Origin of the sequence: Nonomuraea gerenzanensis (assembly GCF_020215645.1) — a bacterium.
GTDB classification, from domain to species: Bacteria; Actinomycetota; Actinomycetes; order Streptosporangiales; family Streptosporangiaceae; genus Nonomuraea; species Nonomuraea gerenzanensis.
In genome coordinates this window covers 3195904-3220483 of the sequence record NZ_CP084058.1, presented here as the reverse complement: position 1 = coordinate 3220483, position 24580 = coordinate 3195904, and the positions used below count along the sequence as shown (strand labels likewise).

At 73.0% G+C, this 24580-nt stretch carries 27 protein-coding genes; 17 read left to right on the top strand and 10 right to left on the bottom strand.

What is annotated here, in order from left to right; genetic code table 11:
- The first annotated feature begins 95 nt into the window (after positions 1 to 95).
- Genes LCN96_RS15365 through LCN96_RS15355 form a run of 3 tightly spaced genes read left to right on the top strand, consistent with a single transcriptional unit; the run spans position 96 to position 2207 of the window.
- Positions 96 to 695, top strand: a complete 600-nt coding sequence (locus LCN96_RS15365; RefSeq protein ID WP_225273302.1) for an HXXEE domain-containing protein — start codon at positions 96 to 98, stop codon at positions 693 to 695.
- Positions 696 to 716: 21 nt separating this feature from the next.
- Complete coding sequence (locus tag LCN96_RS15360) at positions 717 to 1535, top strand: SDR family oxidoreductase (RefSeq protein ID WP_225273301.1); 819 nt, start codon at positions 717 to 719, stop codon at positions 1533 to 1535.
- 15 nt (positions 1536 to 1550) lie between these two features.
- Positions 1551 to 2207 (top strand): carboxymuconolactone decarboxylase family protein, encoded by a 657-nt coding sequence (locus LCN96_RS15355; protein WP_225273300.1) that lies wholly within the window; start codon positions 1551 to 1553, stop codon positions 2205 to 2207.
- Positions 2208 to 2232: 25 nt separating this feature from the next.
- On the opposite strand, the gene LCN96_RS15350 is transcribed toward LCN96_RS15355, so the two are convergent.
- Positions 2233 to 3693, bottom strand: a complete 1461-nt coding sequence (locus LCN96_RS15350; RefSeq protein ID WP_225273299.1) for a ricin-type beta-trefoil lectin domain protein — start codon at positions 3691 to 3693, stop codon at positions 2233 to 2235.
- Positions 3694 to 3999: 306 nt separating this feature from the next.
- On the opposite strand from LCN96_RS15350, the gene LCN96_RS15345 reads away from it, so the two are divergent.
- From LCN96_RS15345 to rraA, 7 genes are all read left to right on the top strand, one after another.
- Positions 4000 to 4377, top strand: a complete 378-nt coding sequence (locus LCN96_RS15345; RefSeq protein WP_225273298.1) for a hypothetical protein — start codon at positions 4000 to 4002, stop codon at positions 4375 to 4377.
- Complete coding sequence (locus tag LCN96_RS15340) at positions 4374 to 5546, top strand: zinc-dependent alcohol dehydrogenase (RefSeq protein WP_225273297.1); 1173 nt, start codon at positions 4374 to 4376, stop codon at positions 5544 to 5546. Before LCN96_RS15345 ends, LCN96_RS15340 begins: the two co-directional genes overlap by 4 nt.
- Before the next feature lie 15 nt (positions 5547 to 5561).
- Positions 5562 to 5867 (top strand): hypothetical protein, encoded by a 306-nt coding sequence (locus LCN96_RS15335; protein ID WP_225273296.1) that lies wholly within the window; start codon positions 5562 to 5564, stop codon positions 5865 to 5867.
- A 315-nt stretch (positions 5868 to 6182) separates the two neighbouring features.
- Positions 6183 to 7367 (top strand): DUF2786 domain-containing protein, encoded by a 1185-nt coding sequence (locus tag LCN96_RS15330; RefSeq protein WP_225273295.1) that lies wholly within the window; start codon positions 6183 to 6185, stop codon positions 7365 to 7367.
- Positions 7368 to 7650: 283 nt separating this feature from the next.
- Positions 7651 to 8340, top strand: coding sequence for a GntR family transcriptional regulator (locus LCN96_RS15325; RefSeq protein ID WP_225273294.1), 690 nt, complete (start codon positions 7651 to 7653; stop codon positions 8338 to 8340).
- Positions 8333 to 9487 carry an MFS transporter gene (locus tag LCN96_RS15320; RefSeq protein WP_225273293.1) on the top strand — a complete coding sequence of 385 codons (1155 nt, stop codon included), beginning with the start codon at positions 8333 to 8335 and terminating at the stop codon, positions 9485 to 9487. Before LCN96_RS15325 ends, LCN96_RS15320 begins: the two co-directional genes overlap by 8 nt.
- Positions 9488 to 9498: 11 nt before the next feature.
- Positions 9499 to 9978: a ribonuclease E activity regulator RraA gene (rraA, locus tag LCN96_RS15315; protein WP_225273292.1), complete on the top strand. Its 480-nt coding sequence runs from the start codon at positions 9499 to 9501 to the stop codon at positions 9976 to 9978.
- Between the two features lie 56 nt (positions 9979 to 10034).
- On the opposite strand, the gene LCN96_RS15310 is transcribed toward rraA, so the two are convergent.
- On the bottom strand, positions 10035 to 10403 hold the full coding sequence (locus LCN96_RS15310) for a hypothetical protein (RefSeq protein ID WP_225273291.1): 369 nt from the start codon (positions 10401 to 10403) through the stop codon (positions 10035 to 10037).
- 128 nt (positions 10404 to 10531) lie between these two features.
- Here LCN96_RS15310 and LCN96_RS15305 point away from each other — a divergent pair, with 128 nt between their 5' ends.
- Together LCN96_RS15305 and LCN96_RS15300 are read left to right on the top strand one after the other, a co-directional pair.
- Positions 10532 to 11335: an SDR family NAD(P)-dependent oxidoreductase gene (locus tag LCN96_RS15305; RefSeq protein WP_225273290.1), complete on the top strand. Its 804-nt coding sequence runs from the start codon at positions 10532 to 10534 to the stop codon at positions 11333 to 11335.
- Between the two features lie 2 nt (positions 11336 to 11337).
- Complete coding sequence (locus tag LCN96_RS15300; RefSeq protein ID WP_311132296.1) at positions 11338 to 12954, top strand: RecQ family ATP-dependent DNA helicase; 1617 nt, start codon at positions 11338 to 11340, stop codon at positions 12952 to 12954.
- A 13-nt stretch (positions 12955 to 12967) separates the two neighbouring features.
- Here LCN96_RS15300 and LCN96_RS15295 read toward each other — a convergent pair whose 3' ends face one another.
- Together LCN96_RS15295 and LCN96_RS15290 are read right to left on the bottom strand one after the other, a co-directional pair.
- Complete coding sequence (locus LCN96_RS15295; protein ID WP_225273288.1) at positions 12968 to 13258, bottom strand: DUF2231 domain-containing protein; 291 nt, start codon at positions 13256 to 13258, stop codon at positions 12968 to 12970.
- Between the two features lie 84 nt (positions 13259 to 13342).
- Positions 13343 to 13630 carry a DUF2795 domain-containing protein gene (locus tag LCN96_RS15290; RefSeq protein ID WP_225273287.1) on the bottom strand — a complete coding sequence of 96 codons (288 nt, stop codon included), beginning with the start codon at positions 13628 to 13630 and terminating at the stop codon, positions 13343 to 13345.
- Positions 13631 to 13970: 340 nt separating this feature from the next.
- Between LCN96_RS15290 and LCN96_RS15285 the strand changes: the two genes are divergently transcribed.
- Positions 13971 to 14894: an RNA polymerase sigma-70 factor gene (locus LCN96_RS15285; RefSeq protein ID WP_225273286.1), complete on the top strand. Its 924-nt coding sequence runs from the start codon at positions 13971 to 13973 to the stop codon at positions 14892 to 14894.
- A 29-nt stretch (positions 14895 to 14923) separates the two neighbouring features.
- On the opposite strand, the gene LCN96_RS15280 is transcribed toward LCN96_RS15285, so the two are convergent.
- Positions 14924 to 16237 (bottom strand): CitMHS family transporter, encoded by a 1314-nt coding sequence (locus LCN96_RS15280; RefSeq protein WP_225273285.1) that lies wholly within the window; start codon positions 16235 to 16237, stop codon positions 14924 to 14926.
- Between the two features lie 84 nt (positions 16238 to 16321).
- Between LCN96_RS15280 and LCN96_RS15270 the strand changes: the two genes are divergently transcribed.
- Complete coding sequence (locus tag LCN96_RS15270) at positions 16322 to 17278, top strand: LysR family transcriptional regulator (protein WP_263657483.1); 957 nt, start codon at positions 16322 to 16324, stop codon at positions 17276 to 17278.
- On the opposite strand, the gene LCN96_RS15265 is transcribed toward LCN96_RS15270, so the two are convergent.
- Entirely contained in the window at positions 17268 to 17435 is a 168-nt protein-coding gene (locus LCN96_RS15265) for a hypothetical protein (protein WP_225273284.1), read from the bottom strand. The two genes, LCN96_RS15270 and LCN96_RS15265, sit on opposite strands and share 11 nt — an antisense overlap.
- 2 nt (positions 17436 to 17437) lie before the next feature.
- Between LCN96_RS15265 and LCN96_RS15260 the strand changes: the two genes are divergently transcribed.
- A complete protein-coding gene (locus LCN96_RS15260; protein ID WP_225273283.1) occupies positions 17438 to 18631 on the top strand; it encodes a CaiB/BaiF CoA transferase family protein in 1194 nt (397 codons plus the stop codon).
- The gene (locus tag LCN96_RS15255) at positions 18621 to 19511 is read left to right on the top strand and encodes an HpcH/HpaI aldolase/citrate lyase family protein (RefSeq protein WP_225273282.1); all 891 of its coding nucleotides are present in this window, start codon (positions 18621 to 18623) and stop codon (positions 19509 to 19511) included. The genes LCN96_RS15260 and LCN96_RS15255 overlap by 11 nt, the downstream gene beginning before the upstream one ends.
- Positions 19512 to 19599: 88 nt before the next feature.
- On the opposite strand, the gene LCN96_RS15250 is transcribed toward LCN96_RS15255, so the two are convergent.
- From LCN96_RS15250 to LCN96_RS15235, 4 genes are all read right to left on the bottom strand, one after another.
- Positions 19600 to 20082: a hypothetical protein gene (locus LCN96_RS15250; RefSeq protein WP_225276304.1), complete on the bottom strand. Its 483-nt coding sequence runs from the start codon at positions 20080 to 20082 to the stop codon at positions 19600 to 19602.
- Positions 20083 to 20281: 199 nt separating this feature from the next.
- Positions 20282 to 20503 (bottom strand): hypothetical protein, encoded by a 222-nt coding sequence (locus LCN96_RS15245; protein ID WP_225273281.1) that lies wholly within the window; start codon positions 20501 to 20503, stop codon positions 20282 to 20284.
- 163 nt (positions 20504 to 20666) lie between these two features.
- Positions 20667 to 20816, bottom strand: coding sequence for a hypothetical protein (locus LCN96_RS15240; protein ID WP_225273280.1), 150 nt, complete (start codon positions 20814 to 20816; stop codon positions 20667 to 20669).
- A 35-nt stretch (positions 20817 to 20851) separates the two neighbouring features.
- Complete coding sequence (locus LCN96_RS15235) at positions 20852 to 21220, bottom strand: hypothetical protein (RefSeq protein ID WP_225273279.1); 369 nt, start codon at positions 21218 to 21220, stop codon at positions 20852 to 20854.
- Positions 21221 to 21402: 182 nt separating this feature from the next.
- Here LCN96_RS15235 and LCN96_RS15230 point away from each other — a divergent pair, with 182 nt between their 5' ends.
- A complete protein-coding gene (locus LCN96_RS15230; protein ID WP_225273278.1) occupies positions 21403 to 24570 on the top strand; it encodes an AfsR/SARP family transcriptional regulator in 3168 nt (1055 codons plus the stop codon).
- Positions 24571 to 24580: the final 10 nt, after the last annotated feature.

Here is a 24580-nt window from a genome sequence, read left to right as displayed (position 1 = left end):
GCAGCGCCTCCGTCGCATGACTGGTGTGACCGCGCGGCGAACATCAGTCACGCGACGGAGGCGGGCGTCGCCGCGATCTTCGTAGGGTCCGGGCCATGACCAAACGACCTGAGCCCTATTCGGCGGCCGTCATGGCGGTCCTGGCCGTGGCCTTCTGCACCTGGGCCCTGCTCACGCTCCCCCTGCAGGGCGCGATGATCCTCGTGGTGGCCAGCGTGCTGGGCTGGAGCGGCTGGATGACCTTCAGCTACGTCCGCCCGGTGAAGTCCAGGAAGGTGATCGCGGTCTACCTGTGCGCGGTGGGCTTCCAGCTCATCCACATGGCCGAGGAGTACACCGGCGGGTTCCCGCACGAGATCGTCGAGCTGTTCGACTCGCCGCGGGACTGGCCGGAGAGGGAGTTCCTGCTCGTCTTCGTCTTCGGTTTCGGCTCGCTCTACTTCTTCGCCGGTGCGGGCGCGCTCTACCGGATCCGCGTGGCCAACTTCTTCCTGTGGTGGTACGCCCTGGGCGCCGGCCTGCTCAACGGCATCGCCCACTTCGTCTTCCCGATCATCAAGGGCGGCTACTTCCCCGGCCTCTACACCGCCGGCGGCCACCTCATCATGAGCAGCCTGTTGATCTATTTCCTCGTCAAGGAGAACCGTCAGCTCAAGGCCGAGGACCAGGCGGCTCAGCCGCTGGCGGTCGGGTAGCGCGGAAAGGAGCACACCACCATGTCGAAGAAGGTCCTGGTGACCGGCGCCTCCACCGGCATCGGCCGGGCCACCGCCCTGCTGCTGGCCCGCGAGGGCTGCACCGTCTACGCGGGCGTGCGCAAGGAGGCCGATGGCCGGGCACTCGGCCCCACCGTCACCCCGATCACCCTCGACGTCACCGACGCCGGCCAGATCGCCGGCGCCGCCCAGCGGCTCGGCCACCTCGACGCCCTGGTCAACAACGCCGGCATCGGCGTCACCGGCCCGCTCGAGTTCGTCCCCCTGGACGCGCTGCGCCGGCAGTACGAGGTCAACGTCTTCGGCCAGATCGCCGTCACCCAGGCCATGCTGCCGATGTTGCGTGCCTCGCGCGGCCGGGTCGTCACGGTGGGCTCGGTCGGGAGCTGGATCACCCTGCCGTTCGGCGGCCCGCTCTGCTCGTCCAAGCACGCCATCCGCTCGCTCAACGACGCTTTGCGCATGGAGCTCAAGCCGTACGGCGTGGCGGCCGTCCTCATCGAGCCCGGCTCCATCCACACCGACGCCGTCGACAAGCTCGAAGAGGAAGTCGAGCCCCGCCTGGCCTCACTCGGCGAGGAAGGGCGGCGGCTGTACGGCCGGGCGTACCGCGCCATGACCACCGCCGGCCTCAAGGAGGAGCGCAGCGGGTCCAGCCCCGACGTCGTCGCCCGCGCCGTCCTGCACGCCGTCACCGCGCGCCGGCCACGGGCCCGCTACCCCGTCGGCAAGAAGTCCCGCCTGATGAGCACCATGGGCCGCATCGTCCCCCAGTACACCCTCGACGCCGTACGCATGCGCGTGCTCGGCCTGTCCTGAACGGAGTCCACCGGCATGACCCAGCTCTCCGGCGCCGAAGCCCTGACCGCGCTCGACCCCGTCTTCGCCCAGTGCGCCGTGAGCGCGGGCCACAATCTCTGGGGCCTGCCCCATCTGACCGTGCGCGAGAAGGCGTTCGTCTGCCTGACCGCCGACCTGTGCCACCCCCACCTCGGCCGCCCCCTGGCCATGCACCTGCGGATGGCCCTGGACCAGGGAGCCGACGCCGAGGCGATCCGCGAGCTCTTCCGGCATCTGGCGCCCTACGTCGGTTACCCGATCGTGGTCACCGCGTTCGAGCGCCTGACCGAGCTCGGCCTGCCGGAGGCGCGGGACGACCGGCCCGTCGAGCCGACGCCGCTGGCCGGGCCGCTCGCACGCGTCGTCCATGCTCTGGAGGACGTGGACCCGGGCCTGGCCGCCTTCACCGAGGACCAGCTGGCCCAGCGCTGGGCGCGCCCGCACCTCAGCGTCCGGGAGCGGGCCATCGCCTGCCTGGTGGTGGACGTGTTCTACCAGACGCTCGGGGAATCCCTGCGCGTGCACGCCGAGCTGGCGCGAGCGGCCGGCGCGACCGACGACACCCTGCGGGACCTGCTGCGTGGTGTCGCCGAATTCGGCCTTCCGAGAGCCTGGGCCGCCGCCCGGGCCCTGGATCTTCAGCAGGCTTGACGATCTTGAGCCCGAGGTCGCGGCCTCAAGCGTCCCAGCGCTGGTTGGCGCCACCCCAGCAGGTGTACTGCTGGAGGCGGGCGCTGTTCGCCGTCGACTGGCCGGACACGTCGAGGCACCGGCCCGAGTGCCGGGCGACGATCTCCACGTGGCTCGTGCCCGACACGGCGCGCAGTTGCCACTGCTGGTTGGTGCCGGTGCCGCACGTGTACTGGATGACGGCCGCGTTGTTGGCGGTGGAGGCGTTGGTCACGTCGAGGCACTTGCCGGAGTGCTGAGCCACGATGTTGTGGTAGCCGTTGCCCAGGTCGCGTAGTTGCCACTGCTGGTTGGCGGCGCCGGAGCAGGTGTACTGGACGATCTCGGCGGCGTTCGCGGTCGAGCCCTGCAGGACGTCCACGCACTTACCGGAGTTCTGGTTGACGATCTGCGTCGTCGTCGTGCCGCCGCCGCCGTCCACGGCGTCGCCCCAGCCGTAGCGCAGGCGGTTCGCGCCGGACGGGTTGCGGACCGTCAGGTTGAGGTCGGTGCCGCTGCCGGTCTTGGCGTACATCGAGTACCAGTCGTAGCCGATGTCGCCGGGCTTGCCGCCGATGGCCGGCCAGTAGGTGCCGCCCATGGCGTTGTCCCGCATCACCTGGGTGACGGCGCGGATGTGGCGGACGAAGTTGTCCGTGCTGTTGGCGTCGGCGTAGTCGAGGCCGTTGTTCATCGGCGCCCCGAACTCGGTGACGACCGCCCGCGAGGCGCAGGTGCCCAGGCGCGTCTGGACGTGGGAGCGCCAGCCGTCGTAGGTGTTCGCCGCGTAGAAGAACGCGTAGTGGTGGAAGGAGAACAGCGTGCCGGCGAACCGCGAGTCGCCGCACAGGTCGCGGAGGTCCTGGCTGTAGCCGGTGCCGCCGACGAGCACCCGGTTCGGTGGGGCCGAGTAGTGGTGGCTCAGCCAGTCGGCGGCGAGGTTGCGCCACTCGGCCGAGCTGTAGCCGTGCGGCTCGTTCATCGGCTCGAAGTACACGAGGCCGTTCCCTCCGTACTGGGAGGTAACGGTGGACCACATCGAGTTCCACGCCGGCAGGTCGGTGATGCGGCCTCCGGAGGCGGCGCCGTCCTCCCAGTACGCGAGGACGACCTTCCAGCCGCGCGCCGTGGCGGCGTCGATGGCGCCGCGGTAGGCGTTCCACCAGGTGGTGCCGACGGTGTGGGTGTTGATCGGCAGCCGGACCGTGTTCACGCCCAGTGTCGCCTGCATGTCGTCGTACAGCGCGTTGGCCTTGGCCTGCACCGTGGCGTAGCTGTCGGAGCCGCTCAGCCCGTCGAGGACGAGCGGGCCGGTGCTGAAGTTGTCGCCCGGCACCGCCCAGTTCATGCCGCGGAACTGGCTGGTCGCGGCCGCCGCGGGCGTCGTCCATGAGCTCACCGCGGTGAGCGGCAGGAGCACCAGGGCCGCCAGCCCGGCGAGCAGGCGCCTGGCTCGGGATGTGTCCATGGGGGAACCCTTCTCGTGCGTCGTCGCGGTCGTCTGCTCGCGGGCCGGAAGCCGGAAGGTCGCATCGGCCGGTCCAGCCGGGATGGTGCCGGTACCTGACGTGGTCGCGCGTGGTCGGGCGGGCGCGACGTGGAACGGGGGGTGGCAAGCTTAAGTTAGCGCTAACACCGCGCCGGGAAAAGGCCGCCGCGGCAGCGAACGCGGTTTGGGGGTTCCGGTGCGGGGCAGCCGCGCGGCATGAGGGCCATACCGTTCAAAGGCCGCAGACCTCGTGGTCACGGCAGCCGTACCAAACGCCTCTTCCTGGTGGGAGCCGTCGCGGCCACCGCAGGTGCGGCGGCCGCGCGACTGGCGAGAGCCTCGCACGCGGCGGACCCCACCTGGTTCGCCGTCACGGTCCTGGCCGACCCGGCCGAGCTGACCGGCACTGAGCGGCCCGACGTGCTGGCCCGGCTGGCCGAGCGGCACGAGGTGCGGGTCACCCCCGCTCCGGGCGGGCGGGGCAGCGAGATCGCGGTCCGCGCCGCCGGCGGGCACGCCAGGCAGCAGGTACGGGCACTCAAGCAACTGCTGGAGACCGGCGAGGTGCTCGTGGTGAAGGGCCAGCCGGAGGGGCATCGGACGGTCCTGGGCCGGACGGGCTTGCCCGCGTTCCGGCGGCTGGCGAGGAGAGGGCTGCGATGAAGGCGCTGTGCTGGACCGGTGTGAACGAGGTGTCGGTCGAGGACGTCCCCGACCCCGGGATACTCAACCGGCAGGACGCCGTCGTCAGGGTCACCGCCAGCTCGGTCTGCGGATCGGACCTGCACCTGCTGGACGGGTACGTCCCGACGATGGCGGCCGGCGACGTGCTCGGCCACGAGTTCGTCGGCGAGATCGTCGAGGTCGGCTCCGAGGTGCGCGAGCGGCGGATCGGCGAGCGGGTGACGGTGTGCTCGATCATCGGGTGCGGCCGCTGCCACTACTGCCGGACCGGGCTGTGGTCGCTATGCGACAACACCAACCCCAACCCCGGCTTCCTGGAGAAGCTGAACGGGCACGCCACGGCCGGCATCTTCGGCTACTCGCACGCGATGGGCGGTTTCGCCGGCAGCCACGCCGAGTACGTGCGGGTGCCGTACGCCGACGTCAACGCCTTCCCCGTGCCGGAGGGCGTGCCGGACTCCAGCGCGGTGTTCGCCTCCGACGCCGTGCCCACCGGCTGGATGGGCGCCGACCTGGGCGAGGCCGGTCCCGGCAAGGTGGTGGCCGTGTGGGGGTGCGGCGGCGTCGGCCAGATGGCGGCCCTGGCGTCGCTGCGGATGGGCGCCGAACGGGTGATCGCGATCGACCGGTTCCCCGAGCGGCTGGCGATGGCCGCCGCGATCGGCGCCGAGACGCTGAACTACGAGCAGGTGGACGTCCTGGACGCGCTCAAGGAGCTGACCGGCGGGCGCGGGCCGGACGTGTGCGTCGAGGCGGTCGGCATGGAGAGCCACGGCACCGGCTTCCAGTACGCCTACGACCGGGCCAAGCAGTCCGTACGCCTGCAGACCGACCGCGGCCTGTCGCTGCGCCAGGCCATCCACGCCTGCCGCAAGGGCGGCATCGTCTCCGTCCTGGGCGTCTACCTCGGGCTGGTCGACAAGTTCCCGATGGGGGCCGTCATGAACAAGGGGCTGACGCTGCGCAGCGGCCAGCAGCACGGCCACCGCTACATCCCGATGATCCTCGACCGGATGAGCAAGGGCGAGATCGACGCCTCTCCCCTGCTCACCCACCCGATGAGCCTGCGGGACGGCCCCACGGGCTACGAGTTGTTCAAGAACAAGCGGGACGGCTGCGTACGGGCCGTCTTCCAGCCCACGACGTGACGGGGGTGGGGTGCCATGCCGCCACGTGGTGAGCCGTCGGTCGCGGCGTCGGGACAGTGGCGCGACGAGCACGGCATCCGCATGCCGTCCGGCGAGGCGCACGCCTGGCGGCCGGGGACCAACCAGACCCTGTGCGGGCTGGCGCTGAGCCGGGCACGGCTGATCCGGTTCCCGCATGTGGCCTGGCCGGAGGTGTTCCCGGAGTCGGGCGGCGCGGCGGACCAGATCGGCGAGGTCTGCCGTAGTTGCGTCGCCGCCTCCGGGCGCCGCTCACACCGCGGCTGGAGCAGGGGCTGGACGAGGCACTCACCACGTCCCTAGTGGCTACCACGCTGCGGTCGAGCCGCTCCATCGGCCGCCCGCCCGCGTGGCCGGCCTGTCAAGCAAGACAGCCCCTGGTCCTCCTTTCCGCTGCCTGGTGCACCCGCAACGCCGCGGCGTCCGCGCGCAGGCCGGCGCCGCCGGCCACCGTGTCCAGGGTCGCCGGCCTCCACGGCGCCGCCGGCCGGATGCCGCGCACCCGACCTGCCGGAACGACGGCACAGCCGGGGCCGGTCAGGGTCCCACCGATGAGCGGAGACGGGGCTCCGGCACGGTAAAGTTCTGGCGGACTCTTCCTCGACCTGGACGGCGCGTGTGAGCAGGGCCAATGAGCTGATCGGCGCGGCGATGGAGGCGCTGGCCCGCGAGGATCAGGCGGCCTTCGACTCCGCCGCCGCCTTCCTGGCCGACCGCGACGACGCCGATCGGGTGCTGGTGGCGGCCGCGACCCGGGCGATCTCGGCGTTGTGGCGCAACGGCTGGCAGCCCGCCGACGTGGTCAGGATCGCGGCCAGGCGGCTGAGCGACTGGCACGGGCGGGCGGCGGCCGACCTCGTCGCCTTCGAGCTGCGCGCCTACGCGCCGGCCACGGTGGACGAGCGCTGGCGCGACCAGCTCGCCGGCCTGGAGGCCGCCGTGTGGTGGCAGGGCGGCTACCTGGCGGCGCGGCGGGCGCGCGACGGGGCGAGCCGGCTGATGACCGTCTCCGGCGTGCTCGAACTGCTGGGGTTGCTGACCGGGCTGCCCCGGCTGGAGTCGCTGAGCCCGCCGCCCGGGGCCGCTCGACGTCCGGTCCTGGCACGTCCGCACGCGGTCAGCGAGAAGACGCTCACGCGGGTGCGGGCGCTGCTCGCCCAGGCGGAGTCGACGACGTACGAGGCGGAGGCGCAGACGTTCACCTCGGCGGCGCAGAGCCTGATGGCGAAGTACAGCATCGACGCGGCCATGCTGGACGCGCAGCCGGGCGGCGGTGAGGCCCCGGCGGGCATCCGGGTCGGCGTGGACGCGCCGTACGAGCAGCCCAAGGCCGTGCTGCTCAGCCTCGTCGCCGAGGCCAACAGGTGCCGGGTGATCTGGTCGCAGGAGCTGGGGTTCGCCACCGTGCTGGGGTTCGCCGCGGACCTGTCGTGGGTGGAGATGCTGTTCACCTCGCTGCTGGTGCAGGCGCAGACCGCGCTGGTGAACTCGGGCACCAAGAAGCACGGTGGCGGCCGGTCGAGGAACAAGGCGTTCCGGCAGTCGTTCCTGTCGGCGTTCGCCTCCAGGATCGGGGAGCGGCTCGCCGAGGCCACGGCGGGTGCGGTCGCGCAGGAGAGCGCCAGCCGGGGCACCGATCTGGTGCCGGTGCTGGCGGCCCGCGAGCAGGAGGTGGAGCAGGCGGTCGAGCGCCTGTTTCCGAACCTGGTCTCGCACCGGATGCGCACGGCCTGGGATCGGGAGGGCTGGGTCGCCGGTCGTACCGCCGCCGATCAGGCCAGCCTCGGGGGGCGCGACCGATAGCGGTCCCCGGAATCCGTGCCCGGTCAGGCCGAGCTCGTCGGGGCCATGGCCCGGGAGGAACTGCAGCGGGAGGATGCCCATGCCGATGCCGAACGCTCTGCTCGGTTATAACCTGTGACGTCAACCTTCCGCACCCGCAAGTGACACGGAAGGCCCTCTTGATGCCTTATAGCCTTTCGCTTTGGTGTTCCTCTTCGCTTAACCGTTTCCGAAGTTCTCTGCGAGCGCGCCGAGGAGAGGGTGTAGGTTATAACGGTCATCGGGGCGACGAGACAGGACGGCGATGAGCGAATCAGCGGCCGAGCTCTACACCACCAAGGCGGACTTCGCCTACCTCCGTGTCAAGGAACTGATCCTGTCCGGGAGCCTGCTGCCCGGCTCCGTCATCGCGCAGGCGCAGCTGGCCCGCGACATCGGCATCAGCACCACTCCCCTGCGCGAGGCGCTGCGCCGCCTCAAGAGCGAGGGGCTGGTCGAGCTGGACGCCCATCGCGACGCGCGGGTGGCGCCCCTGGCCGCCGAGGAGGCCCGCGACCTGCTGGAGCTGCGCCGCTCCCTCGACCCGCTCGCCGTCGCGCTGGCCGCGCAGCGCCGCACCAAGGCCGACATCGCCGCCATGCGCGCCGCCTGCGAAGGGCTGACGCCGCTGCCGGGCAACCCCGCCTACGAGCAGCTCGTCGCCCACCGCAAGTTCCACACCGCCCTCTACCACGCCTCGCACAACGACCTGCTCATCCAGACCCTCGACGGGCTGTGGGACAAGGCCGACCGCTACCGCCGCCTGGCGCTGGAGGTCGAGCGCGACCAGGCCGCCCGCGACCGCAAGGCCGCCGAGCACGAGGCTCTCCTCGACTATGTGGTCGCCGGCGACGCCGAGGCCGCCGCCGCCGTCATGCGCGAGCACATCGACACCAGCCTCGGCGCCCAGGCCGCCTGGCGGCTGCGCAAGCACCAGCCCGAGGCCGATGTCTGACGTGTGGCATCGGCACGCCGTCCTGCTGGCCCACTCGGCCGGCGCCCAGGTCATCACGTTCGTCCTGCGTCCCACCATGTCCTACCGGGCGATCGAGCTCGGCGTGCCGCCCGCCCTGCTCGGGGTGCTCGGCGCCAGCTTCGCGCTCGCGCCGCTGCTGCTGGCCCTGCCCGCCGGGCACGCCGCCGACCGCTACGGCGAGCGCCGCATCGCCGTCGCAGGGGCGCTGACGCTGGCCGCCTCGGCCCTCGCCTTCACCACGCTCGGCCACACCGTGGCCGGGCTGGTCGCGGCCGGCATCCTGCTCGGCACCGGCCACCTGGGCAGCGTCATCGCCCAGCAGGCGCTGGTCGCCAACACCACCGAACCCGGCCGCCACGACACCGCCTTCGGCCACTACACCTTCGCCGCCTCCCTCGGCCAGGCCGCGGGCCCGCTGCTGATCGCCGCGTTCGGCGGCGCCGGCGCCATCCCCGACACCGGCCGCATCTTCGCCGCCACCTGCGGCCTGGCCGTGCTGCTGCTCGCCCTGTCGGCGCTGCTGCCGAGCCATCGGAGCGGCCGCGCCGAGGCGCGGGACGGTGACCTGCGGGCGCTGCTGCGCCTGCCCGGGCTCGCGCACGCGCTGCTGACCAGCTGCGTGGTGCTGGCCGCGGTGGACATCACGCTGGCCTACCTGCCCGCGCTCGGCACCGAGCTGGGCCTGAGCGCGGGCGTGGTGGGGCTGCTGCTCACGCTGCGCGGCCTGGCGTCCATGACCTCGCGCCTCTTCCTCGGCCGCCTGGCCCGCGCGGTGGGCCGGCGCAGGCTGCTGGTCGTCAGCACGCTCGGCGCGGCCGTCGCCATGCTGCTCACCCCGCTGCCCATGCCCGTGTGGCTGCTGGCCGCGCTGCTCGTCGTCGTGGGCCTCGGCCTCGGCGCCGGCCAGCCGCTGACCATGTCGTGGCTGGCCGAGTCGGCCCCCGCGGGCATGCGCGGCCGGGCCATGTCGCTGCGCCTGGTCGGCAACCGTACCGGCCAGCTCGTCATCCCCGGCGCGGCCGGCCTCATGGCCGCCGGCCTCGGCGCCGGCGGCGTCCTGTTCGTGACCGCGCTCAGCCTCGGCTGGGCCGGCGTGGCCGCCCGGCGGCTTCCCGTCGATCCGTAGAAAGGCTCACCATGACCATCGTCACCGCCGACCTGTACGACGAGCGCGGCGACCAGCTCGACTCCTGCGACCTGCAACTACGCCAGTACGGCGGCCGACCCGCCTTCGCCGGCCGGATCGTCACGGTCCGCTGCCACGAGGACAACGCCCTGCTCAAGTCCGTCCTCGGCGAGCCGGGCGAGAGCCGGGTCCTGGTCGTGGACGGCGGCGGCTCCCTGCACACCGCGCTCATGGGCGACCTCATCGCCGGCCTGGCCGTCTCGAACGGCTGGGCCGGCGTCGTCATCAACGGCGCCGTCCGCGACGTCGCCGCGCTGCGGGAGCTGGACCTGGGGATCAAGGCGCTCGGCTCCAACCCCCGCAAGAGCGGCAAGCAAGGCACGGGCGAACGCGATGTCCCGGTCACCTTCGGCGCAGTCACCTTCCACCCGGGCGCCGAGCTGTTCAGCGATGACGACGGCATCCTGGTGACGCGCGCCGGCGACCGCTGACAGCTGCCTGAGCGGCGGATCGAAGGCTCATGAGTGGCGGAGGCGGGGCGATCCGCTCAGCCTTCCTCCGCGAGCGATCCGGAGTCGACTCTCAGGCGCACGTGATCCCCCTCGACCCCCGCCACCTGATCGGCGGCCACGTACAGGTCGCGGGCGAACAGCCCCTTGGCGTCCACCTTGACGAAACCGGTCCGCACCAGCCGCGCCGCCAGCGCGGGCGGCAGGTCGGGCTCGGCGTCGTGGAACACCGCGGCCAGGGCCGGCACCAGACCGGGGCGGTCCTCGGTCGCCTGGCCCTCGGTGGTCACGGCCTGCGGGTCGCCCATCTTGACGAACTCCACCTTGCCGAGCTCCTTGCCGTCACGGTCGACGACCTTCATACCGGCGCGTACCTCGCTGAGGATCGGCTCGTGGGAGGGATGCACGATGACGCTCCTTTCCTTTCTGGTCCGGGCTTGCACGCCTACCCCGTTCGATCGCGGGGAGTCCACGCTTGACCGTTCCCATCGGGGGCAGCGGGGTCAGGTCGACACCGAGGAGAGGAATCGTCATCATGAGCGACGACGAGGGCCGGCCGCTCGCGCTGGTGACCGGGGCGTCCAGCGGCATCGGCTACGAGCTGGCCAGGCAGTTCGCCGAGCACGGCTTCGACCTGGTCGTCAACGCCGAGGACGCGGGCATCGACGACGCGGCGCGCCGGCTGCGGCAGCTCGGGGCGTCGGTCGAGGCCGTGCAGGCCGACCTCACCGGCGAGGCCGGCGTCGAGCGCCTCTACGCGCGGGCCACGGCCGGCGGCCGACGGCTGGAGGTGGTGGCGATCAACGCGGGCGTCGGCGCGGGCGGGGCCTTCGCCGAGACCGACCTGGCCGGCGACCTGCGGGTGGTGGACCTGAACGTGCGCTCCTCCGTGCACCTGGCCAAGCTCTGCGTCCGCGACATGGCGGCACGCCGGCGGGGGCGGGTGCTGTTCACCTCGTCCATCGCCGCCACGCAGCCGGGACCGTTCGAGGCGACCTACGCGGCGTCGAAGGCGTTCCTGCTGTCGTTCTCCGAGGCGCTGCGCGACGAGCTCAAGGACAGCGGGGTGACGGTGACCGCGCTGATGCCGGGGCCGACGGACACCGCGTTCTTCGAGCGGGCGGGGATGCGGGACACCCGGGTCGGCAGCGGGAAGAAGGACGACCCGGCGCAGGTGGCCGCGCAGGCGTACGAGGCGCTCATGGACGGCGAGGACCACGTGGTGGCCGGGTCGCTGAAGAACAGGGCGATGGCCGGGGCCGCCAAGGTGCTGCCCGAGAAGGCCAAGGCCCAGGCGCACCGCCGGCTGGCCGAGCCGGGGTCCGGAGACGGCCGCTGAGCATGAGCGAGGTGGGCGCTGAGTGCGAACGGGTGGCGCGGCAGGCGCTCGGCCTGACCGACCTGCGGCCCGGCCAGCTGGCCGCGATGACCGCCCTGGCGCAGGGCCGGGACGCGCTGGTGGTGATGCCGACCGGCGGCGGCAAGTCGGCGATCTATCAGGTGCCCGCGCTGCTCCTGCCCGGCCCCACCGTGGTGGTCTCCCCGCTGATCGCCCTGCAACGTGACCAGGTCGAAGCGCTGCGCGAGCGCGACGAGGAGGCGGTGAGCCTGAACGCCGGCACCTCGGCCGGCGAGCGGAGGACGACCTTCGAGTCGTTGCGGGCCGGGAAGACGGAATTCCTGTTCTGCGCGCCGGAGCAGCTGGCCAGGCCGGACGTCGTCCGCGACCTGGCCGCCGCCCGGCCCTCCCTCCTGGTGGTGGACGAGGCCCACCTGATCTCCTCGTGGGGGCACGACTTCCGCCCCGACTACCTGCGGCTCGGGGCGGTGGCCGAGGCGCTGGGCCGCCCGCCGATCGCGGCCCTGACGGCCACCGCGGCCCCGCCGGTGCGGGTGGAGATCGCCGAACGGCTGGGCCTGCGCTACCCCCTGGAGATCGTCCAGGGCTTCGACCGGCCGAACATCTCGCTCGCGGTACGCCGGATGCTGGACGACCCCGCCCCCGAGATCGTCGCGGCGGTGGGCGAGGAGACGGGGCCGGGCATCGTCTACACGGCGGTACGCAGGCAGACGGGCCGCCTGAGCGAGCTGCTCACCGGCGAGGGCGTGCGCGCCGCGGCCTACCACGCCGGGTTGCGCCGCTCGGAGCGCGACGACGTCCACGGCAGGTTCATGGCCGGTGACCTGGACGTCGTGGTCGCCACGAGCGCGTTCGGCATGGGCATCGACAAGCCGGACGTGCGGTTCGTCCTCCACGCCGAGGTGCCCGGCTCACCGGACGCCTACTACCAGGAGATCGGCCGGGCGGGCCGGGACGGCGAGCCCGCCAGGGCGGTGCTGTTCTACCGTCCCGAGGACCTGGGCCTGCAGCGCTACTTCACCGCGGCCGTACCGGACCTGGAGACCTTGACCGGGCTGGCGCGGGCGATCGCCGAGGCCGGCGCGGGCGCCGACCGCAAGACGCTGCGCGCGCGCACCGGATTGTCGCCGCGCCGCCTGACGCTGCTGCTCGACCTGCTGGAGCGAGCCGGTGCGGTACGGCTGGGCCCGCGGCGGATCGAGCCGGTGCCCGGCGCGCCCGACCCGGAGGCCGTCGCGGATCTGGCCAGGGAGCTGGCCGAGCGCCGCCGTGACGTCGAGCGTACGCGGCTGGAGATGATGCGCCACTACGCCGAGACCGACGACTGCCGGCGCCGCTTCCTGCTCGGCTACTTCGGCGAGCAGCTCGCCGAGCCCTGCGGGAACTGCGACACCTGCCTGGCGGGCACCGCCGACCGGCAGCGGGAGGAGACGGGGCCGTTCCTCCCGCACGCCAGGGTGGAGCATCGCACCTGGGGGGCGGGCGAGGTCGTCCAGCGCGGCGAGGACCGGCTGACGGTGCTGTTCGACACGGCGGGCTACCGCGAGCTGCAACTCGACGCGGTGCTCGAACAAGGGCTCCTCACCGAGACCCCATGACGGCCGGCGGTGTTCAGCGGGTGGCGGGCCCGCCGGACAGCGAGCTGGGGGCGTTGACGTTCGCGCCCTCGTCCACCCCGACGCCGAGGCGGTCCACCAGCTCCCCGCCCAGCCAGCCGGCCACCCCGCCCACGAGCACCCCGGCGAAGCTCAGGACCAGGGCCGGGACGGTGGGAACCCAGTCGGTGCCGGTCCGCAGCAGCCAGCTGCCCGCGAACAGCACGAGCACGAGCACGAGCACGTTGCCGATCCCGTGCAGGGCCCCGACCCGCTTGGCCCGGCGGCCACCGGGAGCCTCGCGCATCTGGGAGATACGACAGCGGCTACCCCCTGACGGTGCGACCATGCCGTCCCGGCCCCTCTGGGGCGACGGCGGCGGGCTCACCGGTCAGTCGTGCTGCCCATCACCACCGATGCCCAGCTCGTGCGCGATGTCCTCCACGTTGGCGAAAGTGCGGTCCGGCAGCGAACGCAGCGCGGACAGCACCCCCTGCGGGGCCGACTGCGACTGCGCGCGCTCCACCAGCGTCGCCCGGTCGGCGGGGAAGGCGTGCACGCCGCTGACCCAGCGAGCCAGATCGCTCCGCCGGTCCACGTCGTGCGCGCTCATCCCCTCAGGGGAGCCGGGCTCACGTCCCGCCACGCGGGCTTCCTGATCGTCACGGTCCTGCGTCATCTCTGCGTCCTCTCAGTCGGGCGGATACGTCAGTTGGGCGGATACGGAAGGCGCGGCACCAGGGCCGCCTGCCGGCGTCAGGCTTCCGCCAAGTCCCCACCCGTACCCGCAGCAGGCCACCCCAATCGCTCGCCCACTGGCCGCACCTCCTCCTGGCCGCCGGGATGATCGGCCTCGGCGTGCTCGTGTCCCGCCGACGCGCCTTCGCGGCGCGGTGAGTGCGGGCTCCGTACGGCACGCCCGCCATGTCACAGATCCGGCCGCTGTCTCGTCTCGGGTAACGCGGACCAACAGTGAGGCCGGAGAGGGTGATGGTGGTGCGGGTGCAGGCGGAGCGCGCATGAGCCGGGCCGAGGAGTTCGAGGAGCTGCGGCCGCTGCTGTTCTCCATCGCCTACCGGATCCTGGGCAGTGTGGTCGAGGCCGAGGACGCGGTGCAGGAGACGTGGCTGCGATACCAGGCGTGCGCGACCCGGCCCGCGTCGGCCAAGGCGTTCCTGTCGGCCATGGTGTCGCGGATCGCGATCGACGTGCTGCGTTCGGCGCGGGTGCGGCGGGAGGAGTATGCCGGGCAGTGGTTCCCCGAGCCGTTGCTGGCCGACCCGTACGAGGATCCCGAGCGGTCGGCGGAGCTGGCCGACTCGGTGTCGATGGCGGCCCTGTTGCTGCTGGAGCGGCTCAGCCCGCTGGAGCGTGCCGTTTTCGTGCTGCGGGAGGTGTTCGGGTTCGGGTTCGGGGAGGTCGCGTCGGCGGTGGGGCGTTCGCAGGCGGCGTGCCGGCAGCTCGCGGTGCGGGCGCGGCGTCACATGGACGCGGGCCGCGCCCGGTTCGAGGCGGATCGCCGGGAGCGTGAGGAGCTGGCCGGGCGGTTCTTCGAGGCCTTCAGGGAGGGGGACGTGGCCGGGCTGCGGGAGCTGCTGGCCGCCGACGTGCGGATGGTGGGTGACAGCGGAGGCAAGGCGCCGTTGTGGGGCAAGGGGGTCTTCGGGGCGGAGAACGTGGCCCGGATGCTGGCCGCGTTCGTCAGGCCGTTCGTACGGATCGGCGGCGTCGTGGAGCCGCACCAGGTGAACGGCCAGCCGGGCGCGATCTTCCGCGACCGGGACGGCAGGGTCGTCAACACCTTGACGCTCGACATTCTGGGCGGGCGGGTCCAGACGATCCGGGCGGTGATCAACCCCGACAAGCTGCGACATCTGGGGCCGGTCGCGGACGCCTGGGCGGTCGTCCGCGAGACCAACCGGGCCCGTCGTCCCGGAGCCTGACGCGGGTGTGCGCGTACGTCATGCCGCTCTCACCATGAGATGGCACCGGTGACCAGGGCGACGACGGTCATCACGACGGTGGTGGCGAACGCCCAGCCGAAGATGAAGCGCTGGTGCCGCCCGAGCTGCACCCCGCTCATGCCGACGAGGATGAACGTCGCGGCGGTGAGCGGGCTGAGCGGGAAGCCGGTGGTCATCTGGCCGAGGATGGCCGCCCGGGCGATCTCGGCGGAGTCGACGCCGAAGCCCGCGGCGGTCTGCGCCAGCACGGGCAGGACGCCGAAGTAGTAGGCGTCGGGGGTGAAGACGAGGCTGAGCGGCATGCTGGTGATCGCCACGAGCAGCGGCAGGTGGCCGCCGAAGGAGTCGGGGATGACGCCGACGAACGCGGTGGCCATCTCGTCGATCATCTTGGTGCCGTTCAGTATGCCGGTGAAGACGCCGGCCGCGAAGATCATGGTGGTGACCAGGACGACGCTCCTGGCGTGCTTGTCGAGCAGCGCCTGCTGCTTCTCCCAGGTGGGCAAATTGACGACGGCGGCGATCGCGAAGCCGAGCACGAACAGCACCGGCAACGGCATCACCTGCAGGACCAGCGCGACCAGCAGCACGACGGTCAGCACGAGGTTGAACGCGGTCAGGGCCGCGTTCCCGCGCTCGGGGGCGAGCGGCGTGCCGGGCCCGTCGCCGCGTACCGGCTGGGGCTCGGCACGCGGGGGCCCGGAGACCGTGCCCAGGCGGCGGCGTTCGCGCAGCCCGATCAGATACGCCGCGACCAGCACCCAGGCGATGCCGGCGGCCATGGCGGGCAGCACCGGGGCGAACACCTGTGAGGCGTCCAGCTTCAGCACCGCCATCGCGCGGGCGGTGGGGCCGCCCCAGGGCACCATGTTCAGCACGCCCGCGCCCAGGGCGACGACGCCGGTGAGCACCAGCGGGCTCATGCCGAGCCGCTGGTAGACGGGCAGCAGGGCCGAGACGGTGATGAGGAAGGTGGAGGCGCCGTCGCCGTCGAGGGCCACGCACATGGTCAGGACGGCCGTGCCGACGGCGATGCGCAGCGGATCGTCCTTGGCCAGGCGCAGGACGCCCCTGATCAGCGGGTCGAACAAGCCACTGTCGATCATCAGGCTGAAGTACAGGACCGCGAAAGCGATCATGATGCCCGTGGGGGCGACCTTCCCCAGCCCTTCGAGGATCATCGGGCCCATCCCGGCGGCGAAGCCGCCCACGAGTGCCGTGGCCACGGGGACCAGCACGAGCGCCGTGAGGACCGAGACGCGCCTGGTCATGGTCAGCACCAGGAACAGACCGATGGTGAGAAAGCCGAGTGTCGCGATCATCGGGCGCCTTTCGCCGGGCGGGAGGTTACGGGCCAGTTTCTGAGCGGCGCCGTTTCGCGTCCACCATCAAAGGTGGATTTATCCATGCGCTATCCGCAACAGTGGTGGATCGTGGACACCAGCCTGCGGCAACTCGCCGCCTATGTCGCCGTGGCCCGGGCCGGCGGATTCACCGCCGCCGCCGCGCGCCTGCGCGTCTCCCAGTCGACGTTGAGCCGCGCCGTGTCCGACCTGGAACGGGTGCTCGGCGTGCGACTGCTGGAGCGCGACACCCGCAACGTGCAGCTCACCGCGGCGGGCCACGAGACGCTGCGCGTGGCCGAGCAGATCGTCGACGCCCACCGGTCAGGGATGAAGCAGTTGCGGCGCTACCTGCTGGGCGAGTCCGGCGTGGTCGCCATGGCGACCCTCCCGTCGGTCGCGGCCGTGCTGCTGCCCCGGCTGATCTCCGCCTTCCGGGGGCGGCGGCCGGGCGTGAGCGTGCGCATCATGGACGGCCTGGAGCGGGCCGTGCTCGGCAGGGTGCTGAACGGTGACGCCGACTTCGCCGTCACCACCGTCGGCGCCGCCTCCGACCGGCTGGAGCACCGCCCGCTGATCCGCGACCGGTTCCGCGCCGTGCTGCCGGAGAGCCATCCGCTCGCCGACCGCGACGAGGTCACCTGGGAGGACCTGGCGGCCCAGCCGTTCCTGGCCGTCGGCCCCGAGTCGAGCGTGCGCCGGCTCACCGACGCCGCGTTCGAGCAGGCCGGGGCGGTGGTGGCGCCCGCGGCGGAGGCCGGCAACGTGGCGACGGTGGGCGGGCTGGTCGCCGCCGGGCTCGGCGTGTCGGCCCTGCCCGCCCTCGTGCTGCCCCTGCTGGGGCCCGGGCACGTGGTGCACCGCACGCTGGCCGGTCCCGCCGTCGAGCGCCGGCTGGACATCGTGGTACGGGCGAGGCGCACCCTGCCGCCCGCCGCCGCCGCGTTCCTCGACCTGCTGGACGAAGCCCGTACCGAGGGACGGGAGGTGCCGGAGGGCGCGGCCTGGATCACTCATTGATGCGGTGAGCGCATGAATTTATCCAGCGCTCGTGCTGGACCCGCATCGTCGCGCCCGGGCACGATGAAGCTCCGTCGAGCAGGCCGAAGCCGAGCAGGCCGAAGTCGAGCAGGCCGAAGTCGAGCAGGCCGAAGTCGAGCACGGTGAAGGAGTTCATGCGTGGCCGTTGAACAGCGCGGGCAGTTGCGCGGGTTGAAGGTGGTGGAGTTCGCGCACGTGGTGGCCGGGCCGCTGGCCGGTTCGCTGCTCGCCGACCAGGGGGCGGACGTCGTCCACGTCGAGCCGCCCGGCGGCGGGGACGCCGCCCGCGCGATGGGGCCCACCCGTGACGGCGTGCCGTTGTGGTTCAAGGTCGCCGGACGTAACAAGCGCTCCGTCACGCTCGACCTGCACGACCCCGACGGCCGCCAGGTCGCCCAGCGGCTCGTGGCCTGGGCCGACGTCGTCATCGTCACGCTGCGCGCGTCGCGGCTGCGCGCCTGGGGGCTCGACTGGGACAGCGTGCACCGGATCAACCCCGCGGCCGTCCTGCTGCAGATCAGCGGCTTCGGAGCGCAGGACGACGCCCCCGGCTTCGGCAAGGTCGGTGAAGCCCGCAGCGGCGTGGTGCACCTGACCGGGTTCCCCGACGGCCCGCCCGTGCACACCGGCTTCTCCCACGGGGACGCCGTCACCGGCCTGATGGGCGCCTACGCCGTGCTCGCCGCCCTGCACCGCCGCGCGGGCGACCCGTCGTTCGACGGGGAGTGGATCGACCTGGCCCTGTTCGAGCCGCTGTTCCGGCTCGTCGAATGGCAGGTCATCGCCCACGACCAGCTCGGCGTCGTCCCCGGCAGGTCCGGCAACCAGCTCGCCGTCGCCCCTGCCGCCGTCATCAACACCTACCTGTCGGCCGACGGCGACTGGATCACCGTCACCTCCGCCACGCTGAGGTCGGTGCTGAATGTCGTCCGCCTCCTGGGCCTGCCCGAACAGGAGTACGCCACCACCGCCCAGCAGCTCGCCGGCCGGGAGCGGCTGGACGCCGAGCTGCGCGCCTGGGTGGCGGCCCGCGGCACCGAGGCATGCCTGCGCGCGTTCGCCGAGGCCGAGGTGGTCGCCTCACGCGTCTTCACCGCTGCCGACATCGTCGCCGATCCCGTCTACGCCGAACGCGGCGACATCGTCACCGTGGACGACCCCGACCTCGGGCGCGTCCGCATGCAGGCCGCGCTCCCGCACTTCCGCCAGGCGCCCGGCCACATCTGGCGCACCGGCCCCGCCCTGGGCCAGGACAACGCGCTCGTCTACCGCGAGTGGCTCGGTCTCGGCGCCGAGGAGCTCACGGAGCTGGAGCAGCGCGGTGTCGTCTGAACGCCCGCCGCTGCGCTCGCTGCTGTTCGTCCCCGGCACCAAGGTCGGCTGGCTGGCCAAGGCCGAGGCCGCCGGGGCCGACGCCGCCATCCTCGATCTCGAGGACGCCGTCCCCCCGGCGGGGAAGGCCGCCGCCCGCGCCCGCGTGGCCGACGCCGTCGCGAGCGCGAGCGGCGGCCTGGCGCTGCTCGTCCGGATCAACCCGCTCGACGGCTGGGCGGGCGCCGAGGACCTGCGCGCCGTCGCCCACCCGCGCCTCACCGCGGTGGTCCTGCCCAAGGTGCACGGGCCCGCCGACGTGCGGCTGGCCGACCGCCTGCTGAGCTGGTGCGAACGCGAGCAGGGCCTGCCGGACGGGCACATCGGCCTGGTGCCGCTGCTGGAGACCGCCACGGCGCTGCGCGAGGCGTACCAGGTGGCCCGCGCCGCCCCGCGCGTCGCCTACCTGGGCGCGATCACCGGCAGGGGCGGCGACGTCGAGCGGGCCATCGGCTACCGCTGGAGCCCGTCCGGCGCCGAGACGCTGGCCCTGCGCGCCCGCGTCCTGCTCGACGCCCGTGCCGCGGCGGTGCCCTGCCCTGTCGCGGGGCTGTGGACGGACCTCACCGACCTCGACGGGCTGCGGGCCTTCGCCGAGCAGAACCGCGCTCTCGGCTACGAAGGCATGATCGCCGTTCACCCCTCCCACGTGCCCGTCATCAACGAGGTCTTCTCCCCGGGCCCCGAGGAGCTCGCCCGCTACCAGCGGCTGATCGCCGCCGTGGAGCAGGCCCAGGCGGACGGAGCGGGCGCGATCGTCTTCGAGGGCGACATGGTGGACGAGGCCATGGCGGCCAGAGCCAGGGCCGCCCTCCGCGACGCCGCCCGCACCACGCCGTGATCCGCCGTGATCCGCCGATCTCAGTGACGGCACCGGCCCTGGAGGTGCCGGAGCGGGCGTCGTCAGGCGATCGGCTGCTGGGTCAGCCTCAGGCCGGCGCCCTCGGGCTCCTTGACCGCCGTGGCGGGCGGATGGCGCCGAGCGCGTAGCCGATGGCCACGCCGGAGGAGCGCACCGAGACGGACAACATCTCGGCGTACATGTCCGGCATGGGCCCGTACGACAGGCCGAGGCCGATGGTCAGGACGGACGGCGACTCGCGGGCGATGCCGAGCGTGCGGGAGGCGGCGTCCACCACGACGGGCAATCTGCCACCGTCGGACCAGGCCCACAGCCGCCGCACGAGGTCGCGGGCGGCGTGGGCGTGCGCGGCCCGGTGGCCCTTGCTGTGCCAGACGGTGCCGCAGCAGGTGCCGGCCAGGTCGGGCGGCGTCCACCGCGCGATGCCCGCGCAGGCGGCGAGTGCGGGCAGGGCGGCCGTCACGGTGGTGGCGCCGGGTGGCGCGGGCAGCCACTCCGGTACACGCTCGGCTCCGAGGACCCTCCTGGCCAGCAGGACGACCCGTCGCATCGCCTGCTGCTCGAACTGGAGCTCGGCGCGATGCCGCCAGGCGGCGGTGGGGTGCGGGAATTTCGGTCACGGCCGAGCGGGTAGCGGAATGTCCGCGACAGGGTGCGGTTTTGCCTCCGCAGGTAGAGACAGCCCCCCAGGAGTGTCATGGAGTTGCACCGTGACATGGCACTGCGTAAGCACTCCTGGGAGGCTGTGACTACCGGCCGCCGACGATCAGCATGGCAACGACCAGGCAGGTCAGCAGCGGTACGGCGATGCCCGCCCCGAGAAAGGCGAGTATCCAGCACAACCGGGCGGTCCGGGTTCGGCTTGTCAGGGCGGCTCGGACCGTTCGCCCGATTTCTCCGGCGATATCGCCCGGAGGTGGATCGGGGCCGTCAGCGGAGGAGGGCTGGTCCTCCTCATCGGGATTTTTCATGACCAGACGGTCCCATACGCGTGGCGTGACCTGACGTGACGCGCGGTGCCGGTGGAGTGGATTTCCCTCACCGCGGCGCAACGCGGCACTCCCGAAGGGGACCAAAGCCATCCTCGCGCGCCGCCTGCGCCCGCGAGCGGCCCAGTGAGGGCTCAGTGAGGGCTCAGTGGAACTCGTCCGAGGCCCTGCAGGTCATCACCGCGTCCAGGGTCAGGCCCCCACGCAGCAGGTTCTCCACCAGCCCGCAACCGGCCAGGTAGTTGCCCCGCCCGGCGACCGTGGCCACCGGGGCGGTCCTCACCAGTTTGCGCATGAGAAATCCTTCACTGTCAGCGGAGCGGGCGAGCGTCAGGACTCGAACGGGAACGCCCCGCGCAGGACGGTGCCGCGCCCGCTCCAGTAGCTCTCGTACTCGGCCCGGAAGGCGGTGTCCTCGAAGGCGGTGAGCACCACGCAGGTGGCGCCCGGGTGCCGGACGTTGTCGTCCCTGATGACGACGGGCTGCCCGATCACACCCGGCCGGGTCAGGGTCACCTCGACCCAGGCCGTCCCGGTGGTGTCGTCCGCCCGGACGCACAGCTCGTCGGTGGGATCGGCGTAGCGGACGATCCCGTCGCCGACGTCCCGCTGGAAGCTCGCCGCCAGGGCGGGCGGGGCGAGCAGGACGCTCGTCAGCGCGGCGGCGACGCCGGCGGTGACCACTTTGAGGGGGTGCAACGTTCCTCTTCTCTCTCGGACGGAGATGGCAGGCGGCCGCTGAGTGATCGTGGCACGCACCGGCAGCACCCTGGAATACGACGGGAATACGCCCGCCACCAAGATTCGCAATCGTTTCGTCACCCGGTGCACCGGCGAGACCGGCCGTCCCGTTCTACAGTTCCTCCAGCCGAGGGGGCGCGATGGAGTTCGGGATACTTGGTCCGCTGACGGTGTGGCGCGCAGGAGAGCAGCTCGAGCTGGGCACGCCGAAGGCCCGGGTGCTGCTGGCGGTTCTGCTGTGCCAGGCGGGCTACCCGGTTTCTGAAGATCAGCTCGTCGTGGCGCTTTGGGGTGACTCCCCGCCGAAGAGCGCCACCAAGAACGTGCAGACCTACGTGCACCGGCTGCGGCGGCGCCTGGGCGACCCCGCGCTCGTGGTGCGGCAGGGTGCCGGTTACCTGATTCCGGTGGCCGGCGACGAGCTGGACGCGGCGAGGTTCGAGGCCCTGGCCGGCGCGGGGCAGGCGGTGGCGGCCGCCGGCGAGCCGGAGCAGGCCACCCACCGCCTGCACGAGGCGCTGAGCCTGTGGCGCGGCCCCGCGTTCGCCGGCATGACCGACGTGCCGATGCTGGCCGCGGAGGCGTCCCGGCTGGACGAGGTCCGCCTGTCGGTCCTGCAGTCGCGGATCGCCGTGGACCTGAGCATGGGGCGGCACGCCGGGCTGCTGGGCGAGCTGACCGCGCTCACCGGCGAGTACCCGTTACGGGAGCGGCTGCGCGCGCAGCTGATGCTGGCGCTGTACCGCTGCGGCCGGCGGGCCGACGCGCTCGCCGAGTACGCGCGCGCCCGCAGGACCCTGATCGAGGAGACCGGCCTGGACCCGGCAGGCGAGCTGCACGACCTGCACCAGCGCATCCTCACGCAGGACCCCTCGCTCGACCTCGTGCCCCACGCCACGGCGACGATCACGGGCGCCCCCGCGCGGGCCGGCCGTGAACACGCCGCGCGCCTGCCGGACGAGGTGGGCATCCGGCCGGGCGGGAAGGCCCCACCCGCGCCTGCGCCCGCCCAGGTCAGGGCCCCGGCGCCGGAGCCCAGGGCGGCTCCCACCCCCGCCGAGCTGCCGCCGGACATCGCCGACTTCACCGGCAGGGACGACGAGGTGGCGGCCCTCACCGAGGCCCTCACCCGGCCGAGGCCGGGCACCGTCGCCATGGCCGGCGTCGCGGGACTGGGCGGCCTGGGCAAGACCACGCTCGCCGTGCACGTCGCCCACCGGATCGCGGACCGGTTCCCCGGCGGCCAGCTCTACGCGGACCTGCGCGGCGCCTCCGCCGACCCCGCCCGCCCGGAGGACGTGCTCAGCCGGTTCCTGTTCGCCCTGGGCGTCAGCCCGACCGGCATCCCCGAGTCCCTGGAAGAACGCGTGGCGCTCTACCGGAGCTGCCTGGCCGGCCGCCGGATCCTCATCCTGCTCGACAACGTCGCCGGGGAGAAGCAGGTGCGGCCGCTCCTGCCCGGCGCCTCGGGCACGGCGGTGCTCCTCACCGGGCGGGTCCGGCTGGTCGGTCTGGAGGGGGCGAGCCTGCTGGAGCTCGACGTCCTGCCGTCGGGCCAGGCCATGGACCTGCTGGGCAGGATCGTCGGCGACGAGCGCGTCCAGGACGACCCGGACGCGGCGCTGGAGATCACCCGGCTGTGCGGCCGGGTGCCGCTGGCGGTCCGCATCTCGGCGGCCAGGCTCCTCGGCAGAAGACAGTGGAGCCTGGCTCACCTCGCCGGCGTCCTCGGCGAGGAGCGGCACCGGCTGGACGAGCTGGTGGCGGGCGACCTCGACGTCCGCGCGGGCTTCGAGATGAGCTACCGGCTGCTGCCCACCGGCGCGCGGCGGGCCTTCCGGCTGGCGGGGCTGCTCGACGCGCCCGACTTCGCCTCCTGGACGGTGGCGGCCCTCCTGGACGTGCCCGTACGGCAGGCGGAACGCGAGATCGAGACCCTGCTCGACGCCCACCTGCTGACCCTCACCCGGACGGACGAGACGGGCAGGCTCCGCTACCGCTTCCACGACCTGCTCCGCTTGTACGCCCGCGAACGCGCGCAGCGCGAGGACCCGGAGCCCGACCGCCAGGCCGCGCTCCAGCGGGCCCTGGGCGCGTGGCTGGCACTGGCGGAGGTGGCGGCGGAGCGCGTCCCCGGCCCCTGCTACGCGCTCATGCACGGCTCCGCGCCGCGCTGGCGGCTGCCGGCGGCGGACTCGGGCCCGCTGCTGGCCGACCCGATGGCCTGGTTCGGCGCGGAGCACGCCGCGCTGATGGCGGGGGTCGCCCAGGCGTGCGAGGCGCGCCTGACCGAGCTCGCGTGGGACCTCGCGGGATCCACCGAGACCTACCTGAACGTGCGCGGCCTGTACGACGGCTGGCAGCGCATGCACGAACAGGCGCTCGCGCTCTGCCGCGAGACCGGCGACCGGCGCGGCGAGGCCGTGCTGATGCGCGGCCTCCTGGAGGTCACCACCTGGAGCTCACCGGCGGGCCCCGGGCCGGCGATGATCCGGATGCGGGCCGGCGCCTCGCAGCTCCTCGACCTGTTCACCGAGCTGGGCGATCCGGTCGGCATGGCCGACGCCCTGGCCACCCTGGCCTGGAGCATGACGGCTCACGGGAACGGCGGCGCGCAGGCGCTCGCCCTGGCCGAGCGCGCCCTGCGGACGGCGGCCGGCGCGGGCTACCTCGGCGGCCAGGCGCGCGCCTACCACGTGCTGGCGATCATCCACGGCGAGGACGACCCGCAGGCGGCGCTCCAGGTCCTGGAGCAGGCGACGAAGGTGGCCGAGGCGCTCGGCAACGTGCACTACACCACGACGATCACCCAGTTCCTCGGCACGGCGAAGTTCTTCTGCGGCGACGTCGCGGGCGGCCAGGAGCTGCTGGAGAGATCGCTGAGCATGGCGCGGCGGCTGAACTACCGCTACCTGGAGACGTTCTCGCTGCTCTACCTCTCCAAGCTGTTCGCCGCCGTCGGGGACGAGCGGGCCAGGGCGACCGCCGAGCTGACGCGCGCCCACAGCGAGGCCGGCAACTTCGGCCACTATCTCGCCGACTCGCTCAGCGTGCTCGGGCAGCTGGACCTGGCCGAAGGGGACCTGCCCTCCGCCGTCGCCACCCTCGAACGCTCGGTCCGGGTGTGGCGGACGCGCGGCTCGATCCCCTACCTGGCGCGGACGCTGCTCGCGCTCGGCGACGCCCACCGCGCCGCCGGCGACCACCGCGCGGCCAGGGCCGTCTGGGAGGAGGCCCGTGAGCTGTTCCGCACGATCGCGCACGAGCACGGCATGCGCACGCTGGACGCCCGGCTCGCGTGCGGGTGAAGCGTGACCC

Bases quoted from the DNA above. Each gene is read 5' to 3' on its own strand.
- LCN96_RS15230 (WP_225273278.1), top strand. From the start codon at position 21,403: ATGGAGTTCGGGATACTTGGTCCGCTGACGGTGTGGCGCGCAGGAGAG.
- rraA (WP_225273292.1), top strand. From the start codon at position 9,499: ATGACCATCGTCACCGCCGACCTGTACGACGAGCGCGGCGACCAGCTC.
- LCN96_RS15355 (WP_225273300.1), top strand. From the start codon at position 1,551: ATGACCCAGCTCTCCGGCGCCGAAGCCCTGACCGCGCTCGACCCCGTC.
- LCN96_RS15270 (WP_263657483.1), top strand. From the start codon at position 16,322: ATGCGCTATCCGCAACAGTGGTGGATCGTGGACACCAGCCTGCGGCAA.
- LCN96_RS15280 (WP_225273285.1), bottom strand. From the start codon at position 16,237: ATGATCGCGACACTCGGCTTTCTCACCATCGGTCTGTTCCTGGTGCTG.
- LCN96_RS15320 (WP_225273293.1), top strand. From the start codon at position 8,333: ATGTCTGACGTGTGGCATCGGCACGCCGTCCTGCTGGCCCACTCGGCC.
- LCN96_RS15240 (WP_225273280.1), bottom strand. From the start codon at position 20,816: ATGCGCAAACTGGTGAGGACCGCCCCGGTGGCCACGGTCGCCGGGCGG.
- LCN96_RS15365 (WP_225273302.1), top strand. From the start codon at position 96: ATGACCAAACGACCTGAGCCCTATTCGGCGGCCGTCATGGCGGTCCTG.
- LCN96_RS15295 (WP_225273288.1), bottom strand. From the start codon at position 13,258: ATGCGCGAGGCTCCCGGTGGCCGCCGGGCCAAGCGGGTCGGGGCCCTG.
- LCN96_RS15325 (WP_225273294.1), top strand. From the start codon at position 7,651: ATGAGCGAATCAGCGGCCGAGCTCTACACCACCAAGGCGGACTTCGCC.
- LCN96_RS15360 (WP_225273301.1), top strand. From the start codon at position 717: ATGTCGAAGAAGGTCCTGGTGACCGGCGCCTCCACCGGCATCGGCCGG.
- LCN96_RS15285 (WP_225273286.1), top strand. From the start codon at position 13,971: ATGAGCCGGGCCGAGGAGTTCGAGGAGCTGCGGCCGCTGCTGTTCTCC.
- LCN96_RS15300 (WP_311132296.1), top strand. From the start codon at position 11,338: ATGAGCGAGGTGGGCGCTGAGTGCGAACGGGTGGCGCGGCAGGCGCTC.
- LCN96_RS15290 (WP_225273287.1), bottom strand. From the start codon at position 13,630: ATGACGCAGGACCGTGACGATCAGGAAGCCCGCGTGGCGGGACGTGAG.
- LCN96_RS15250 (WP_225276304.1), bottom strand. From the start codon at position 20,082: ATGCGACGGGTCGTCCTGCTGGCCAGGAGGGTCCTCGGAGCCGAGCGT.
- LCN96_RS15335 (WP_225273296.1), top strand. From the start codon at position 5,562: ATGCCGCCACGTGGTGAGCCGTCGGTCGCGGCGTCGGGACAGTGGCGC.
- LCN96_RS15245 (WP_225273281.1), bottom strand. From the start codon at position 20,503: ATGAAAAATCCCGATGAGGAGGACCAGCCCTCCTCCGCTGACGGCCCC.
- LCN96_RS15340 (WP_225273297.1), top strand. From the start codon at position 4,374: ATGAAGGCGCTGTGCTGGACCGGTGTGAACGAGGTGTCGGTCGAGGAC.
- LCN96_RS15350 (WP_225273299.1), bottom strand. From the start codon at position 3,693: ATGGACACATCCCGAGCCAGGCGCCTGCTCGCCGGGCTGGCGGCCCTG.
- LCN96_RS15305 (WP_225273290.1), top strand. From the start codon at position 10,532: ATGAGCGACGACGAGGGCCGGCCGCTCGCGCTGGTGACCGGGGCGTCC.
- LCN96_RS15265 (WP_225273284.1), bottom strand. From the start codon at position 17,435: ATGAACTCCTTCACCGTGCTCGACTTCGGCCTGCTCGACTTCGGCCTG.